We start from the raw sequence: 16,256 nt of genomic DNA on the forward strand, positions 1-16,256 counted from the left end.
CGTCCGCCGGAAACCCGACATACGTGAGCGAGCGTCCGGGCTAGCGGAGCACGATGTCCACGGGGTTGGCTTCGGAACGCCATTCTCCGGGCTTGCCCGGGCCGCCGATCACGGGAGCCGTAAGCACGCCGGAGCGGTTGGTTCGTTTGTCGCGCAGGATTTCCGTGACGGAGCCAAGGTGCCGGGAGAGGTCGATCACGTTTTCCGGCGCGGCCAGCAACAACTGGAAGCCGAACTCGTGCAGGGCCTTGATGCCCGCACCGGCGAACTCCTCCGATGCCAGGACGAACGCCTCGTCCATCATCACGGTTCCGTAGGTCGTGAAACCCTGCTCGGCGATGCCCAACTGGTAGCTCAGGGCCGCTGCCATGATGAACGCCGTGAATCGCTGCCGCTCGCCACCGGACATCGAGCCGGTGTCCGCATGCATGTACACCTCGGTCTTCTTGCCACCCCGCGGGCCTTGGACGGAGCGGTGTTCCTTGCACTGAATGAAGAGATGCCCGCGGACATCCAGCACCTCGGCTCGCCAGCGCCGGTCCTCGGGGGTCTGCGAACCGAGCCGCTTGACGAGGGTTTCGAGCGACTTGTAGCGGTTGGTGAGTTCGACGTCGTCGTCCGCCTCGCTCGGAGCACCGGCACCCGAAGCGGCGCCCGCCGCGCGAGATGGACGCGTGTGTCGCGTCTTCAACGCGTTGTGGATGGCGTCCTTGAACTGCTTCGCGGTGGCGGGCAGCGTCTGCTTGATGTCGAGTTCCAGGAAGCTGCCCTCGTGGAAATTGACCTCGGACAGGATGCCGTTGAGGGGCAGGATACGGCTCGTGATGGCGCGGCGCTCCTCGTCGAGCAGGTGGAGCAGCGTGCTGAACGATTCGTGCGTTCGCTGGTTGAAGAACTGGCGGAATTCGGCTTCCTGCGCGGGCAACCCTTCGCTGACGATCTGGTGGTAGCGGGACTCGAATTCCCCCGCGGCGCCGATCGAGGTGCCATGGTCCGCGGAAATCGCGGTGCCCCATTCCCGCACGAATCCTTCGAACATCCGCGTCAGCCGCTCCGCCAACGCCTGCCCGCGGGACTCGGCGGCGTGCAGTTCCGCCAGGAGCTTGCTCCGGACTTCGGCAGCGAGTGTGTCGAGTTCGTGGAGCTCGCTCACCTCTGCGAATGCGCTGAAGTACGGTTCGAGTGCAGTCACGGTAGCGCCCGACGGCGGCGCCTGGTCCAGGCGGCTGCGTGCGGCATCCAGGAGGGCGTCAGCCGTGGTCATCTGGTGGTCGAGCGTCTTGTACTCGCTCTGCAACACCGCCGCCGACCCTGTGGAGGACTGGTGCTTTTCGCGCACAGCCTCGATGTTCGCGCGCAAGGGTTCCAAGTCGGCCTGCGCTGCCAAGGCATCCTTGAGCCGCTGTTCGATCTTCGCGAGCTCCTCGTCCGCCACTGCTGCAGAGACCTGTTCCCAGCCCCGCTCGTCGTCGGCGATGCGGCGCAAGGCTTCGAGCTGGCGTGTCATGCCTTGGTGGGAATCCTCGCGGCTTTGGGCGAGTTCCGCGGCCTTCAGAAGCTCATTTTCGAGCTCGCCGACCTTCGCCGCCACGAGCTCCAGCTTGGAAGCATTGTCGAAACCAAGAACGTAGTCCTGCCGGCTCGTGAAGCGATCGTCCTTCTCGACTGTGTGCCTGTTGCGCTTGACCACTCCGCCCAGGCTCAGGCCCTTGTCCAGCTGGGCGAGCTCGTCCGGGTCTTCCACGCACGGGTAGGCGAAATCGAGGGCGATCCGCTCGCGGATCCACTCACCGGCGTCGGCATTCGCCCCCAACGTGAGGATGTTCAGCTTCGTCAACAGCTCGCCGTCGGACACGTCCTCCACAGCCAAAGCGCCGCCCGCGAGCGGTTTGGAAACATCCACTGCCCGCAGCGCTCCGCGGACGGTGTTGTCGTTCAGGTAGCGCGTGACGGCGGCAAAGTGCTCGCCGGGAACCAGCAGCGTCGTTGCGAGGTTGCGCAAGGCGCGCTCGGCCGCGGGCCGCCACTGTTCCTCCCCCTCGGCGAGGTCGATCAGCTCGCCTCCAAAGGGCATGCGGTCCTCCGGAACGCCCGTGGCTGCGGCGATCGCGGCGCGGTTTTCAATGCTCGACGGCGGCAGAAGGGACTTGCGCGTCTTCAGCGAGACCAGCTCCTGCTGGGCTGCGGCGAGTTCACGTTTCTTGGTGGCGTGGCCGTCGAACGCTTCGAAGCGGAGTTCCCTCAGCGCTTCGGAATCGTCTTTGAGTTCGGCGGAGCGGCTCGCGGCCTGCTCGTGGGCCTGCTCCCAACCGTCGGCCGTCCACTCAAGGTTGAGTCCGGCGTCGGCCAATGCTTGCCGGGCCGCTTCCTCCACCTGCTGGCGAAGCTTGAGGCCGACCCGGGCATTTTCGAGGGACTGCTCGATCGCCGAAATCGCGTTCCCGCCCTGGTTGTTGTAGTCCGATTCGAGCTGGCGAAGCTCCTTGGCGAGCGCGTCCCGGACTCCCCGCTCGGCGCTGAGCTCCTTGGCCTTCGACTGGGCAAGGTCCTTGAAACGAGCCAAAGTCTTGGCGTGGACCGTGACCGAGAGCTGCTGCTTGTAGGCGTCGAATTCCTCGCCGCTGAGCTCCCGGAGCCGGTTGGCCTCCACCAACGACTGGGCATATTCCTTGTTCATCCCGGGCACGGGTGCGAGCTGATCGCGCTGCTGGCGAACGTCCTCAAGCCTCTGCCTGATTGACATGAGGTTGCTGAATTCCTCAACGACGTCGTCCGCGGCAGTGAGCGTCGCGGGCGCGTCGAGCACCTGGTCGCGGAAGAACGTGTTGACGCTGCCGCCGAGCCCCTTGCCGGCCTGGATCACGCGCAAAAGCGGGAGCGCCTGGTCCGAGTTGATGCCGAGAAGCCGCCGGAAACGCTCCGCAAAAGCCTTGTGGACATCGAAGATCTGGGCGTCCGGGAAGATGGTCTCCAGCGCGCCCTTGGTGAAGCGCTTCTCCGCGATACCCTCGATCTCCCCGAGATCCAGGGGCTTGTTGTCAATCACGTAGAACCGGCCAACGCTGGACTCAGTGCCGTTCTTGGGCAGGTCAAAGAGGGCCGAAATAGTGATCTTGGTGCCGGCCGCGTTGTCGAACGTGAGCGCGACGGCGGACCAGGTGGCACCCGGGCGCTGGAAGGCACTCGCCGAGCCCTCGCCCACGGCCTTGTCGCCCACTTTTCCACGCATGTACGTGAACGTGGTCCTCTTGTCCTCCACGGCCCCGCCGGCCCGCTGCGCCGCAGCCTCGTTGGAGCGCGGACGGGCATCGAAGACGCGCAGCATGGCATCGAACAGCGTCGACTTGCCAACGCCCGAATTGCCCGTAAGCAGCGTGCCGTTGCGGTCCACGTGCATCGTGTGGGCGCCATGGAACGTGCCCCAATTGACCACCTGGACCAGGGCGAGGCGCATCTGGCCCGGGTTCGTAAGTTCGCCGATCGGAAGCATGGTTGCGATAGTCACTTGGCCGCCTCCCTTTCGGTTGCGTTCTTTGTGGTTACGTCAGTTGTGGTCGCCTTTGCCTCTGCGGCTCGTTCGTCACCATTGGTGTCATCCACCTCGGTGCCGTCGGGCAGCTCGGAAGCGTCGCCGTCGTCGTCCGTGTCCGTGTCCGGTTCTGTTAGTTCGATGAGGGGTTCCGTGCCTGATTCGTCGGCTGCTACTGCGATAAGTGCCTCGATTTGGGCCGGGATGTCGCCGATGTTTTCGAAGGGGAGGGCCAGGGGGAGCGCTCTGGAGATCGCGAAGGTGTCTTCGATGCCCGTGGCGAGGAGGAGTTGGCGGGCAAGGAGCTTCGTGACCGTGCGGTTCACGACGTCGGTGTCGCGGAGGGCGTCTTGTTGGCCGGATGGCTGGTAGTGCGCCACAAGTTCGGCGATTTCTTCGCGAGCGATCACCGGGTCGGTCTGGGCCGTGACGTGGCGGTCGAGGAGGAGCCTCAGACGCAGAAGCACGATGGTTTCCACCCGGCTCAACGCGCGCTGCTGGCGAAGGATGCTCGAACGCGTGCTGCCTCCGATGGCTTCGGGATCAACGGGTCGGAGCACCGCGATCTTGCGTTCGTGGTCCAGTTGCAGGTTCAGGAAGAGCTCGGAAAGCCGGCTGCGGAGGATCACTTGGTTGTCGAGAAGGGTGGTCCAGAGCTTTTCGTCGCGGCCGCCGTCGACATAGGGGCCCTTGAGTAGCCGTACGAGGGTCTGGCGGACCTTCATAGGCAGGACGCCGGTGTCGCCCGGGAACAGCGCCGCGCCGTCGACGAACGTGTCGCGGGGAGTGACCCGGAACGGATCCGGATGGACATGTCCATCCTGCGAAGCCTCGGACTGGACATGCTGGGTTATGTCCACTCCTTGCTCCGGAGAGGGGGCATGCTCGGTGGGGTGGGCGTCAATCATCGGAATCCTTAGTCAGGGTCACGAGCGGCAGGTACGCGGTGCGTTTGCTGCCATCGATTTGTTCGAAGTCGATGTTTTCCCAGGCGGCCCGGTCGAACTCCGCACCGCCGTGCAGCGCTTCGGACAGCAGGGCCCGGACAGTGTTGATGTGCCGTTCATCCTCCGGGAGGTTCGCCCAGGCCCCCGCCAGCGTGGAGGCGCCCGCCATGGCAGAGCGGACGACGTCGGGCCTCGCCTTCGCGGAGCGCAGCGAACGGACCCGGTCCGAATCGCTGAACGCGATGGGGTCGGCGAGCTTTGGAGGCGCCGCGAACTCATCCGGATCGAAGAGTTTGACCATGGCGAGCGATTCAAATCCCGCATTGAACAACACCGGGCCGCGGACCAGGCCGGGACGGTCGCGTTCGTAGGGCATGGACCGGATAGCCTGTTCGGCCTCGCGCAGGACCTGCCGGAGCCGGACAGACTGGCGGATGTCATCGCTCTGGATGTAGTTGTTCAGGCTTTCGGACAGCCGGCCGTAGATACGTTGGATCTGGCTGTGCTGGGTACGCAATTCCGCCACGAGGTTCTTGAGCGTTTCCCTGTCCTCATGGCTGAGGTCGTCTGCGAATTGGCGGCTCAGCACGTCACCGATCGCCGAACGGAAGCGCAACTGTTGCTGCGGGTCCTCGAGGAACGCCGTGAAGGAGCGGAACGTGCGCCCTTCGGGACTCTGGCGCAAGCGTTTGTCTGCCTCCAGGACCTGCGCCATGGTGGCACCCTTGCTGAGCGATTCCTCGATGATCTGGTTGCGGAGCTCGCCTACCAATTCTTCGATGCGGTCACGCATCTTCTTGTAGTCGGCAGGCAGGCTCGCCGCAAGGTCCAGGATGTTCCCGGCCGCTTCGACGGCTTCCTCATCGTCCAAAAGACCGTCGAAGTCGCCCGAGCTGATGTCCTCAATCAACTGTTGACGCTCCTGGATCTCCTCTTCAAGGGATTCCAAACGGGCGCTTTGGTCCGGGTTCGTCTCGTTGGCGAGCTTTTCGACGTCGCCGAGCAACGTCCCGAGCCGGGAACCGTTGAGGGTAGAGCGTTCGCTGGACAGGCTGTCCAGGAAAGCCAGGACGCGCGCGGCGGCCTCGGTAATTTCGTAGACGATCTGGCCCGACTGGCTGCGCCGGGTCAGGAACTGCTTGCGGGTCCATTCGTCGGCAAATGCTTTGCCGCTCCCCTGGCCGCCCAGCCCGGGATCCTGCCTGCGGAGCTGCTCCAGGAAAGCGTCGACGTCGGCATGGAACTCTTCGAGCGGAAGCTGCGGCCTTGTCCGGGTGAAGGATGCCTGGAGCACCGCGATGACCCAAGGAGCCGAGCGTGTGAGGGCCCACGCGGGGCCTTTGGTCAGGAGTTCGAGGTCCCTGAGCCGCGCACTGATGGCATCGGCTGAGGACATTGCTGAGCGGGACACTTACTCTCCTTCAGCTGCCGCGGAACCTTCTGGCAGCGGAAATCCCGAAAACTGCCCCGTACAAGGTTAACGCAGGGTGCACCGCAACCCTTCCGTGATCTACCTGCCGGTATGGTTTCGATCGCGTATCAACAGGCCCCGCGCCGGTGTTGTTGCTGGCCGAACCATTGATTCCGCCCCTAGTGTCGACACCAACGACGTCGACGCTCCGACGTCGGCTTTGGCAGCGTTGCGGAGGGGACCCAATGCAGTTCGACTTGACCACCTTAGACAGCAGCAGTTATGTCTTCGCGGGAACACTAATCCTTGGCCTGGTTTTGGCAGCGTTCATCGCGGTAGCGGCCATGGCCGCCCTTGCGCTGGTCGGAGCCGGGAGCCTCGCCTGGTACACCTTGAAGAACGTGCTGGGCGGGCTGGTCCACGGCATCAATTTTGCGTGGGACCAGCTTGTCCACCAGGCCGGAAAAGTGGAACTGCCGGTGGAATTCCCGGCCCAAACCGCCCCTAGCACAGGTACCTACCCGCGGGTAGCATTGAGGGACAGCTGAAGGGTCCCCCACCCAAGGCGGATCCTGGGCTCAAACCGGCACAACCGGCAAGAGGAGTCCTCCCATGACCTCCGCCACTGACAACAAAAGCAACGGCGTCACGGCCGCAGAAGCCCGCGCGGTCGCCGAGGCCGCCCGCGACACCGAATGGAACCGCCCGAGTTTCGCCAAGGGACTGTATTTGGGAGACTTCGATCTGGGGCTGATCCATCCCTGGCCCCAGGCAAGAGCCGAAGACATCGAGCGCGGCGAAGAGTTCATGGCGAAGCTGACGGAGTTCTGCGGCACCATGTCCGGCCGGGCCATCGAACGCGATGCCAAAATCCCGGACGAATACCTCGCAGGACTCACCGAACTAGGCGTTTTCGGCATGAAGATTCCGCGCGAGTACGGCGGCTTGGGCCTGTCTCTGGTCTACTACGGCAGGGCGTTGGCGCTGCTGGGATCAGTCCATCCCAGCCTTGGCGCGTTGCTTTCGGCCCACCAGTCGATCGGGGTCCCGGAGCCGGTCAAAGTCTTTGGGACCCCCGAACAAAAGCAAGAGTACTTGCCGCGTTGTGCGGCCGGCGCCATCACAGCCTTCTTGCTGACAGAGCCCGACGTCGGCAGCGACCCTGCACGGATGGGCTGCACCGCAGTGCCAAGCGACGACGGCGAGTCTTACGTTTTGGATGGCGTCAAACTTTGGACCACCAACGGCGTGATTGCCGAGCTGGTAGTGGTCATGGCGGTTGTTCCAGCCCGCACCGCCCCCGACGGCACGGCACTCAAGGGCGGGATCACAGCCTTCGTCGTGGAAATGGACTCCCCCGGCATTACCGTTGAGAACCGCAATGCCTTCATGGGCCTGCGCGGCATCGAGAACGGCGTGACCCGGTTCCACCAAGTCCGCGTACCGGCAGCCAACCGGCTGGGCCGCGAAGGCCAGGGACTCAAGATCGCGCTCACCACGCTCAACACCGGCAGGCTCTCCATCCCCGGCCTATGCGTGGCTGCGGGCAAATGGTCGTTGAAGATCGCCCGCGAATGGTCCAACGCCCGCACCCAATGGGGCCGGCCGGTCGGAAAACATGAGGCCGTCGGCAAGAAGATCGCCTTCATCGCCGCCACCACCTTTGCCCTTGAAGCTGTTTTTGAACTGTCTGCCGAGATGGCCGATGCCGGCCAGAAAGATGTCCGGATCGAGGCGGCCCTGGCCAAGCTTTGGTCCACTGAACTCAGCTACACCGTGGCTGATGAGTTGGTGCAGATCCGGGGTGGCCGTGGCTTTGAGACGGCGGATTCATTGGAAGCCCGCGGGGAGCGTGCGGTGGCCGCCGAGCAGCTGCTGAGGGACATGCGCATCAACCGGATCTTCGAAGGCTCGTCCGAGATCATGCGCCTGCTCATCGCCCGCGAAGCCGTCGATGCCCACCTTTCGGCCGCGGGCGAGCTCGCCTCCGCGGACGCAACACTGCAGGAGAAGGCGCGTGCCGCCGTCGGCGCCTCAGGTTTCTACGCCAAATGGCTCCCTAAGCTTGTGGCCGGAGCCGGCATGGACCCCCGGTCCTACGGCGAGTTCGGGCGTCTCGCTAAGCAGTTGAGGTACGTGGAGCGGGCTTCGCGCCGGCTCGCCCGCCAGACGTTCTACGGCATGGGCCGCTGGCAGGCGAGGCTCGAATACAAACAAGCGTTCCTCGGCAGGATCGTGGATATCGGGGCCGAGTTGTTTGCCATGGCAGCGTGCTGTTCACGGGCCGAGATGCTGCTGCAGACCGCACCGGAGCAAGGCGCGGCGGCGTACGAGCTCGCCGAGGCCTACTGCGAACAGGCGCGGATTCGCGTGGACGGATACTTCGATCAGTTGTGGCGGAACACCGACGACATCGATCACGAGTTGTCCTCGAACGTGCTCGCGGGCGACTACGCCTGGCTTGAGGCCGGAATCCTGGACCAATCCGAAGGAACGGGTCCATGGATCGCCGACGCCACCCCGGGTGCGTCGTCGAAGGAGAGCCTGCACCGGAAGTACCGCTAGCCGACGTCGCCGTCGAGGTAGTACCAGCGCCTGTCGATCCGCAGGAAGCGGCTGTTTTCGCGCTGGACGCCGCGTTCGCCGTCGGAACGGTAGTGCGCCGCGAACTCGACCGTCCCTTCGGTGTCCAAGGGGCCGCCCCGGTGCGTCGCCAGGATGTCCAGCCTGCGCCATTCAATGTCCGGGTCCAGGTCCAGCGTGGCAGGCCTTGTTTCCGGGCGCCACGTGCGCAGAAGGTAATCGCTGTCAAGGACCACAAAGGCGGAGTAGCGCGAACGCATGAGCTGTTCTGCCATGGGCGCTTCGGTGTCTCCGCGGTGGAAGCGTCCACAGCAGTCGGTGTACTGCTCTCCGGACAAACAAGGGCAAGCGCCTAGCCGGATGCGGGCCGGATCGAGTGGCATTGGAGCCCTATCTGGAAGAGAAGGTGAGAGCTAGGCAACAAATTTTGTCACAGCAGATAACAGCTTCGAAACAACCTCGGCGAGCCGGAGTTTGGCGGATGATTCATTAACATTTCGCCCTTAGGCTAGATGACATGCCCGCAGACCTACGGTTGCGGCGTCCACCCCACAACTCTGGCTCGAGGAGGCTACGTGGAGGATCCAACAACACTTGGCCTCAATCTGACTTTTTTTGGAACGCTCGGGTTGGCTTTGCTGATGTTCCTTGGTTTGGCCTTCCTGATGGTTGTCACCTTGGTGCTGGCCGGCGTCGCGAAGCTGGTTTGGATCATCCTGCTCGCGATGGTGGGGATCTTCCCGAAACGCGATGCCGTGCCGGTGGTGCACTTGCCCGCGCGGCCTCGGCGCGCCCCCGCACCGTCGTCGGATTCCGAGGAATCGTCGACGGTGGAAGACGCCTTGCCGGGCGCCGAGCCATCCGTTCCCCGGAAACCGCGTCTTGGAATCGTTCGGACCACAAGGTTGCTGTGGTCGGCGTCGTGGTCTGCTGTCAGGAACGTCCCCTGGAAGTCGGTGGTAAACCCACGGACGTGGCCCAAGCCCGTCCAGATCAAGGACGGAATCGCCGCCACGGCCACCGCTGTGGCCACAACCCAGGCGAAGGAACATCCCTTTGTGGTTGCGGTAAAGCAGGATCCTCCGGTCCTAAACAGCCAGTGGGCTGCCGCTGTCGCCGAGGCCGACGCCCGGGCCGCAGCACGCGAAGCTGAACGGGCACAGGAAGCGTCGGCCTCTGGCAAGGAGCCCGTTGAAGGTAACGTCGCGGAGTCGCCTGAGGCGGCCGCGGCGGTCCGCGAACACCGGGGAGACCCCCACGGCGGCAAGCCTGTCTCTTCCGGCCGCGTGACAGCCTCTGCCGGGGCCCGTCCCCGGGCCTAGCGCCCGTAGTCCCCCGGCTTACCCAGTCCACAGTGCCCGGCTGACCCAACTGACTCGCATTTGTTGTCGTTTTGACGCCCGATAACGACATCTACTGCGAGTCAGTTGGGGGCCGCGCCGAAGCTCAGGCGGCCAGTTGCCGGAACCCGGCCCCGTGGTAGATGAGGGGCTCAGCGTCGTGGTTGATCTCCACGGACTTCACTTCGAGGACGACGATCGCGTGATCGCCCGCGGGGGTTTCGGAGACTACTTCGCATTCAAGGACGAGCGCTGCACCATCAATCAACACCGCACCGGCGTCGCTCGTTGAAGTCGCAAGGCCCGCGAATCGGTCCTGGGTCCCCGAGGAGAGCTGCAGGCACACGGCTTCCTGGCCCTGGGCAAGGATGGAAACACCCAGACGAGGGGCGCGCCGGAGCTTGGGCCACGTCGTCGAGGAATTCTGCACCGCAAACATAACCAGCGGTGGCTCGAGCGAGACTCCCACTGTGAAGCTCGATGCCACCAGGGCCTCCGGCGCGAAGCCGACCATGGCACTAAAGGCCGCCACGCCTGAGGGAAATTGCGCGAACGCCTGCTTGATCGAGGCGGCTCCATCCACCGTTACCTGGGTCATGGCGGGTTCCTTTCTCTGTAGTTTTGTGCCTGCCTTTCTACTAATTTATTGGATGCCGATAACGGCAATATTTGTGTATTCGCGTGTCGATTGAAGTCAATTCATAATTCGTCATGCCTTGTTTTCATTACCCCGCAATACGAAAAACGAAGAATTCGTACGTTTTTCGAGTGCCCCGGCCACGACATGTGTAGCGTCGTGTCAATCCATTGCACAGCCTTGATTCTTCACGGAGGAAGCCGGAGATGAGCCTCAACGAGCTTCGAACCCTGGGACGCACAGGCGCCCTGATCAGCCCCCTTACCCTGGGAACCCTCAACCTCGGGACGGGCTCGGCGCCCACAGGCGCCGAAGAAAGCATCCGCATTATCCATGCGGCCCTGGACGCCGGTATCACGAGTGTCGATACCGCTGACATCTATTCCCAGGGCGAGGCAGAAGCTATTCTGGGCCGGGCCCTCCATGGCAGGCGGGATGATGTTTTCCTTTCCACTAAGTTCCACGGACAAATGGGGCCGAATCCCGCGCATGCAGGCAATTCCCGGCGTTGGATCATGAAAGCGGTGGAAGGCAGCCTGCACCGCTTACAGACGGACAGAATCGACCTCTACCAGGCGCACCGTCCGGACTACAACACCGACGTCCTGGAAACCATCACGGCCCTCAACGACCTCATCCGGCAGGGCAAGATCCTCTACTACGGAACGTCGGTGTTCACGCCGTCGCAGCTTGTGGAGGCACAGTGGATCGCCACCACGAACCACCTCATACCGCCAGTGGTGGATCAGGTGCCCTATTCCTTGCTGGTCCGCGCGAATGAGCGCGACGTCTTCGCGATCACGCAGCAGTACAACCTTGGCGTGCTCAGCTATGGACCGCTCGACGGCGGCTGGCTCTCCGGAAACTATCGCGTGGGCGTCCCCCAGCCCACAAGCTCCCGTGCGTCCGCCGTTCCCGGGCGATTCGACGTCTCGGCACCTTTCAACAGGAACAAACTCCTGGCAGCCGATGCCTTGGGCCGCGTCGCCGAACGTCATGGGCTCACCCTTATCCAGCTTGCAGTCGGCTTCGCCCTGAATCATCCCGCCGTCAGCAGCGTAGTTATCGGCCCGCGCACGGAGGACCACCTGGTCGATTACCTCAAGGCCGCGGATGTTGTCCTCACCGAAGCCGTCCTCGATGCCATTGACGAGATCGTCGCACCCGGCACCAACTTCCTGGAGCGCGACGCAGGTACGGTCGTCCCCCACCTCGAATACGCGGAACTTCGACGCCGATAATCGGCTTCGCGGACAACGGCTCAGGCCGTGCGCCGACTATACTCGTTCGCAATCATGACTAGCCTTCCGACTTCCGCCCAAACATCAAAAACCGGCAATGTGCGCATAGACGCCTGGCTTTGGGCGATCCGCGCTTACAAGACCCGTTCTGCCGCCACAAACGCGTGCAGGGCGGGACATGTGCGAATCAACGGGAACCCGGTCAAGGCCTCGCAGTCCGTAATTGTGGGCGACACCATCCGTGTGCGACAGCCCGGCTTCGAGCGGATCCTCGAGGTCCGCGGGCTCATCGCCAAAAGGGTAGGGGCCGAAGCAGCATCCCATTGCTTTACCGACCACACTCCGGAGCGCCCCGCCGCGCCGGCACTCGGGCTGCCCCAGCGCGACCGCGGCGCAGGACGGCCCACGAAGAAGGACCGGCGCGACATGCAAAAGCTCAAGGGACAGTAGTAACCGCACTAATGGCGGGGCGGGAAGCTCGCCGCGCCGACCGGCGTCGGGCAGTTTTCTCCCTCGGCTCAGCAGGAGCGTGAGCGACGCGTAAAGCGACGGCGTAAAGTGGCAAGGGACGCCGATTCTGGACGCCGCGCTGCCGAAGGAGAGAACGTGACCATTGACTGGGACGAAAAAAGGGCCTTGCTACAGGAGCCCAACATTGCTGCCGTAACGCAGCTGTGCGACGAACTGATGGCCAAAAGGCCCGGTTCCACCGTGCCTTACATCGATCCGGTGCATGACGAAGATGAGTGCCGGATCGTCACCCTCCAGACCAGCCCGGGGCGGGCCCCCACCTCGGGTTTCGTATCGCACCTCAACGACGACGACGCCGCCCGACGTGCGCAGCTGATCTACGACTCAGCCGACTTGGACGTCCGTTACGTCATGCCGTGGAACTGCTACCCCTGGGTCCGCGACCCCGAACTGCCGCCGGCACTGAGCGCACAGGAGAAGACCGACGGTCTTCGTCCGTTCCGCCAGTTCCTCAAGATCAACAAGAGAGTCTCCGCCGTCGTCGCTCACGGCGCAGAGGCTGCCGCCTTCCTGGCACTCTTCGAGAAGACCTACCACTCGCCGCTCAGGCAGCACGGGATCAAGGTCTACAAGGCCAGCGCGCTCGGTGGACGGGCGTTTGCCCTGTCCGAGGCGAAGCAGCAGGAACTCCTCGCCAAGAACATCGAAACCTACCGGGACGCGATGCAGCGGGCAGGCATCCAGCACCTTTAGCTGGGAAGCCGCTAGGCCGCTGTGATTTCGCCGTCCAAGTCGGGCCAGCGTACTGGCGAGCGTCGTGTGTTGCATACTGGTCGGATGGTGGGGAGCACATGGACTGGTTTCAGAAAGAAGCGACGGCCCCAGGATGTGTGGTCGGACTGGATGGCCGCCGACGAAGCGGGCGACGCTGATGGGGCGGCCAGGCTCGCGGCAGAGTTGGTCGAGCTGACTCCGAAGTCCTACTACAGCTGGTTTCAGGCCGGGCTCCTGTCTAAGGCACGTGGCAATTGGCGGGAAAGCGTCGACCGTAACCGCCGCGCGTTGGAACTCTTCACCGCGAAGGATTCCGAAGAGTTCGGCGGAGCCAATCCCGCAGCTTGGAACCTGGGCATCGCATCAACAGCAATTGGTGATTGGGGCACGGCCAGACGCGCGTGGACGGCGTACGGTTTGGACGGGTTTGGGGACGGAACCGAGCCCATCGACCGGGACTCTGGGATGGCCCCGATCCGACTCAATCCCGACCTACCAAGCCTTCCTCACCAGTTGCTGCATTCAAGCGGTACTACTGAGGTTGTCTGGTGCTGGCCCCGTAGCCCGGCACACGCGGTCATAGCGAGCGTTCCGCTTCCCGAGTCCGGGCACAGGTTCAGAGACGTCGTCCTACATGACGGGGAACCCAAAGGGACCCGACTGATTGACGAACGGGAAGTATCGGTCTTCGACGAACTCGAACGCCTGGAAGAATCCGGCCTTCCTACGTGGCAAGCCCAAGTCGTCGGCGCGACCTCCGACGACCTGCAGACGCTGTCCGATCTTCTCGGACGGCGAGGGCTCGCACTTGATGACTGGTCCGGGATCCGACTAATGTGCTCGAATTGCTCGCACGGCTCTCCTCAGGACGGTCACAGCCACGCGCCCGCAACGTCAGGAGCGAGGCGGCTTGGAATAGCCGGCAGCAAGGCCGACCTCGATGAAGTCTTCGAAGCTTGGCTGAACCGCAGGCCCGGAGCTAGTTTGCATAATCTCGAACTCCTCTGGTGACCGCCCGCGAGAGTTAGGACCCCACGACGGCGCGAAGGACTTCCCGTGCCGTGTCTTCCCATCGTGGCAGCACACTGCTGGCTGCCTCGGCTGCTGACTGCCATCGCACCCGTAGGGCAGGGTCGCCAAGCCATCTCCGCAGGAACTTCTCCAACGATCCGATTCCTGCGCTGAGATCGATCGCTTCACCGGCGCCGTGGGCGCCGAGCGCTTCGACGGCGCCGGTTCCCTTTCGGACCACTACCGGTATTCCGTAGGCAAGGGACTCCTGGACCACCATACCGAAGGACTCCGAATGTGAGATCAACATACTGAGGTCAGCCCGATTCCACTGCTCCTCCAGGGCCGGGCCGGAGAGCTCGTCGGTTGTTTCCACCCGTTTTTCCAGTCCATTCCGGAGGATGCGCTCCTGCACGGCTGCGGCGTACGAGGGGTCCGCTTTGGTGGAGCCAACAAGCGCCGCTGTCCACGCCAGTTCCTTGATCCGGGCCAGAGCGTCGACGAAGAGGATCTGGTCCTTATTGGGGAGCAGGGCGCCCACCATGATGAAGTGCGGTGCCGCCGCAGCGCTTCGCGGACCTGTGCGTGTAGGGCGATCCACACCGGGGATCGCCAGGTGCACGTTGCCCAACCCAAGGCTTCTGGCCGCTTCGGCAGTCCGGGAACCAGTACAGAGAAGACCTGTCGCCGCGCATAGCGCTCTCGTCTCAAGCAGGTCCTCCCCGGAAGGGGGCATGTGGAGCAGCACCCAGACTCGGCGCCCGGCAGCGGTTGCGGTCTCGATTTCAGTGGGCGCGCCCGAGGCAATCAGGCCGTCAACAATGTAGATAGCCTGCCCCTCTCCGGCAAGTGCGGCTGCAAAGCTTCTCCGATCTGCTGCACTCCCCGAAGGCCAGCCTCCGTCGAGCTTGCAGACCGAGACCTCCGCACCCAGGCCCTGGAGGGCTTCAGCCAGCCTCGCGTTGTAGATATTTCCCCCGGAACGATGGCGGACATTCGCGGGCAAAATCATGCGGATCTTGACCAAGGGCCACTCCCTCCATCGTTCACCTTGTTTGGCCTCACTGTGCTCGGACCATGGTGCTGACCATATAGGCCGGGCGGGTGGTGTGGAAGGCGAACCCAGTGTCCGGCGCTAATCATCGGCGGTAGATTGTGGGCATGGGACAGACTTCTTCAGACCGCCGGGATGTGTTCGCTGATTGGATCTTGGGTGTCGCGGAGTTCACCCACGCACACTGGTTCTTCGGCAACCTCTATGAGGCCATCGTCAAAATCCCGGACCGGGTTGCGGCCTCGGCAGCGAGCAGGGAACTCCCTCGAACCCCCTTTGGAGCGGGAAGCCCCGGGCGTTACTACGCGCCGATCGCGCCACTCAGTGCCCCTGCCGCGGTCGCCGCCCTTGTCACCGGGTGGAAGCATTCCGACAACAAGGCTTGGCTGCTGGTGGGTGCGGCCAGCTCCGTCACGGGTGCGGCGGCTACGGCGTACCTGCTTCGGTCCGTGAACCCCAAACTTTTCTTCACCCCCTATCCGCTCGAAGAGACTCGCCGCAGGCCCCTGTTGAAGCGGTGGTACAGGGTCCACGCCCTCAGGCTCACGGCCAGCGCGGTTGCCCTGGCCGCCATCCACCAGGCCCGCACGATCCGGCTGAGAAGTCACGGATAAGCCCTCAGCTGGGACCGCTATCCCGGAGGAGCTGGCGGTTCCTGATCCGCGATTCGCCGAAATCAAGTCCGACAGGGCCAATCTCCCACGGCCCGCGCCCCCTGTACATTGGCCGGCCCACCGCCACATGGGGCACCCAGCGGGGCGAGCGGAATCCAAGGGCAGGTGAGCTGAGGATGAAGTCGTCGATGTTGTCGACCAGCAGCTCGTCCAGGAGTTCATGGAGGGCGTGCACGAGGGAGACCTGATAGTCATGCACCGAGGCGGGCACAACCACTTCCAACCCGCACACTCCGCCGTTGCCTAGGACGATCAGCCGCTCGGCACTCCCGGAGAAGGCGTCCAGCACGGGCAGCGCCTCAAGCCACGCGACCGTCTTGAGCAGCGCGGACTCGGCACTGGTGTTGCCTTTGGTCCAATCGGCCACGTCCCGGCAAAAGTCATCCAGGACGCCCAGGTGCAAGAGTGTCATGTGCAATCCCCGCGGCCTGCGCAAGGCAAATACGTAGCGCGCCAACTCCTCGTAGTCCGAAGGACCAGCCCCGACAACGAGGACCGGCACCTCCACCGTGATGGGCGGTGCTGACTGTGTCGCTGAACCCCATCCTCCGCGCAGACGGCTGGCCATGGATGTAATTATGCTC

At 63.8% G+C, this 16,256-nt stretch carries 15 protein-coding genes; 8 read left to right on the forward strand and 7 right to left on the reverse strand.

Annotated elements, in window-relative coordinates:
- Positions 1-40: 40 nt before the first annotated feature.
- The 3 genes from ACSKT0_RS22540 to ACSKT0_RS22550 are packed head-to-tail and all read right to left on the reverse strand — an operon-like array spanning position 41 to position 5,887.
- Positions 41-3,505 carry an ATP-binding protein gene (locus ACSKT0_RS22540; protein ID WP_437771703.1) on the reverse strand — a complete coding sequence of 1,155 codons (3,465 nt, stop codon included), beginning with the start codon at positions 3,503-3,505 and terminating at the stop codon, positions 41-43.
- Positions 3,502-4,437, reverse strand: coding sequence for a DUF4194 domain-containing protein (locus ACSKT0_RS22545; protein ID WP_437771704.1), 936 nt, complete (start codon positions 4,435-4,437; stop codon positions 3,502-3,504). Before ACSKT0_RS22545 ends, ACSKT0_RS22540 begins: the two co-directional genes overlap by 4 nt.
- Entirely contained in the window at positions 4,430-5,887 is a 1,458-nt protein-coding gene (locus tag ACSKT0_RS22550; protein ID WP_437771705.1) for a DUF3375 family protein, read from the reverse strand. The genes ACSKT0_RS22545 and ACSKT0_RS22550 overlap by 8 nt, the downstream gene beginning before the upstream one ends.
- 245 nt (positions 5,888-6,132) lie before the next feature.
- On the opposite strand from ACSKT0_RS22550, the gene ACSKT0_RS22555 reads away from it, so the two are divergent.
- Entirely contained in the window at positions 6,133-6,435 is a 303-nt protein-coding gene (locus ACSKT0_RS22555) for a hypothetical protein (protein ID WP_437771706.1), read from the forward strand.
- A 64-nt stretch (positions 6,436-6,499) separates the two neighbouring features.
- Positions 6,500-8,452, forward strand: coding sequence for an acyl-CoA dehydrogenase family protein (locus tag ACSKT0_RS22560; RefSeq protein ID WP_437771707.1), 1,953 nt, complete (start codon positions 6,500-6,502; stop codon positions 8,450-8,452).
- Here the strand turns inward: ACSKT0_RS22560 and ACSKT0_RS22565 are convergent.
- Positions 8,449-8,853, reverse strand: a complete 405-nt coding sequence (locus tag ACSKT0_RS22565) for a YchJ family protein (RefSeq protein ID WP_437771708.1) — start codon at positions 8,851-8,853, stop codon at positions 8,449-8,451. The two genes, ACSKT0_RS22560 and ACSKT0_RS22565, sit on opposite strands and share 4 nt — an antisense overlap.
- Before the next feature lie 192 nt (positions 8,854-9,045).
- Between ACSKT0_RS22565 and ACSKT0_RS22570 the strand changes: the two genes are divergently transcribed.
- Positions 9,046-9,792, forward strand: coding sequence for a hypothetical protein (locus ACSKT0_RS22570; protein WP_437771709.1), 747 nt, complete (start codon positions 9,046-9,048; stop codon positions 9,790-9,792).
- Between the two features lie 124 nt (positions 9,793-9,916).
- On the opposite strand, the gene ACSKT0_RS22575 is transcribed toward ACSKT0_RS22570, so the two are convergent.
- Complete coding sequence (locus ACSKT0_RS22575; protein ID WP_437771710.1) at positions 9,917-10,408, reverse strand: flavin reductase family protein; 492 nt, start codon at positions 10,406-10,408, stop codon at positions 9,917-9,919.
- A gap of 245 nt (positions 10,409-10,653) precedes the next feature.
- On the opposite strand from ACSKT0_RS22575, the gene ACSKT0_RS22580 reads away from it, so the two are divergent.
- The 4 genes from ACSKT0_RS22580 (at position 10,654) to ACSKT0_RS22595 (ending at position 13,944) form a co-directional block, all read left to right on the forward strand.
- A complete protein-coding gene (locus ACSKT0_RS22580) occupies positions 10,654-11,688 on the forward strand; it encodes an aldo/keto reductase (protein ID WP_437771711.1) in 1,035 nt (344 codons plus the stop codon).
- A 54-nt stretch (positions 11,689-11,742) separates the two neighbouring features.
- Complete coding sequence (locus ACSKT0_RS22585) at positions 11,743-12,138, forward strand: RNA-binding S4 domain-containing protein (protein WP_437771712.1); 396 nt, start codon at positions 11,743-11,745, stop codon at positions 12,136-12,138.
- 156 nt (positions 12,139-12,294) lie between these two features.
- A complete protein-coding gene (locus tag ACSKT0_RS22590) occupies positions 12,295-12,912 on the forward strand; it encodes a uracil-DNA glycosylase (RefSeq protein WP_059388685.1) in 618 nt (205 codons plus the stop codon).
- An 84-nt stretch (positions 12,913-12,996) separates the two neighbouring features.
- Complete coding sequence (locus ACSKT0_RS22595) at positions 12,997-13,944, forward strand: tetratricopeptide repeat protein (protein WP_437771713.1); 948 nt, start codon at positions 12,997-12,999, stop codon at positions 13,942-13,944.
- A 13-nt stretch (positions 13,945-13,957) separates the two neighbouring features.
- Here ACSKT0_RS22595 and ACSKT0_RS22600 read toward each other — a convergent pair whose 3' ends face one another.
- On the reverse strand, positions 13,958-14,971 hold the full coding sequence (locus ACSKT0_RS22600; protein ID WP_437771714.1) for a glycosyltransferase family 4 protein: 1,014 nt from the start codon (positions 14,969-14,971) through the stop codon (positions 13,958-13,960).
- A gap of 134 nt (positions 14,972-15,105) precedes the next feature.
- Between ACSKT0_RS22600 and ACSKT0_RS22605 the strand changes: the two genes are divergently transcribed.
- The gene (locus ACSKT0_RS22605) at positions 15,106-15,612 is read left to right on the forward strand and encodes a hypothetical protein (RefSeq protein WP_437771715.1); all 507 of its coding nucleotides are present in this window, start codon (positions 15,106-15,108) and stop codon (positions 15,610-15,612) included.
- A gap of 4 nt (positions 15,613-15,616) precedes the next feature.
- Here ACSKT0_RS22605 and ACSKT0_RS22610 read toward each other — a convergent pair whose 3' ends face one another.
- Positions 15,617-16,240 (reverse strand): hypothetical protein, encoded by a 624-nt coding sequence (locus ACSKT0_RS22610; RefSeq protein WP_437771716.1) that lies wholly within the window; start codon positions 16,238-16,240, stop codon positions 15,617-15,619.
- Between the last annotated feature and the right edge of the window lie 16 nt (positions 16,241-16,256).

Source organism: Arthrobacter sp. KNU40 (assembly GCF_051515115.1).
Lineage (GTDB): Bacteria > Actinomycetota > Actinomycetes > Actinomycetales > Micrococcaceae > Arthrobacter.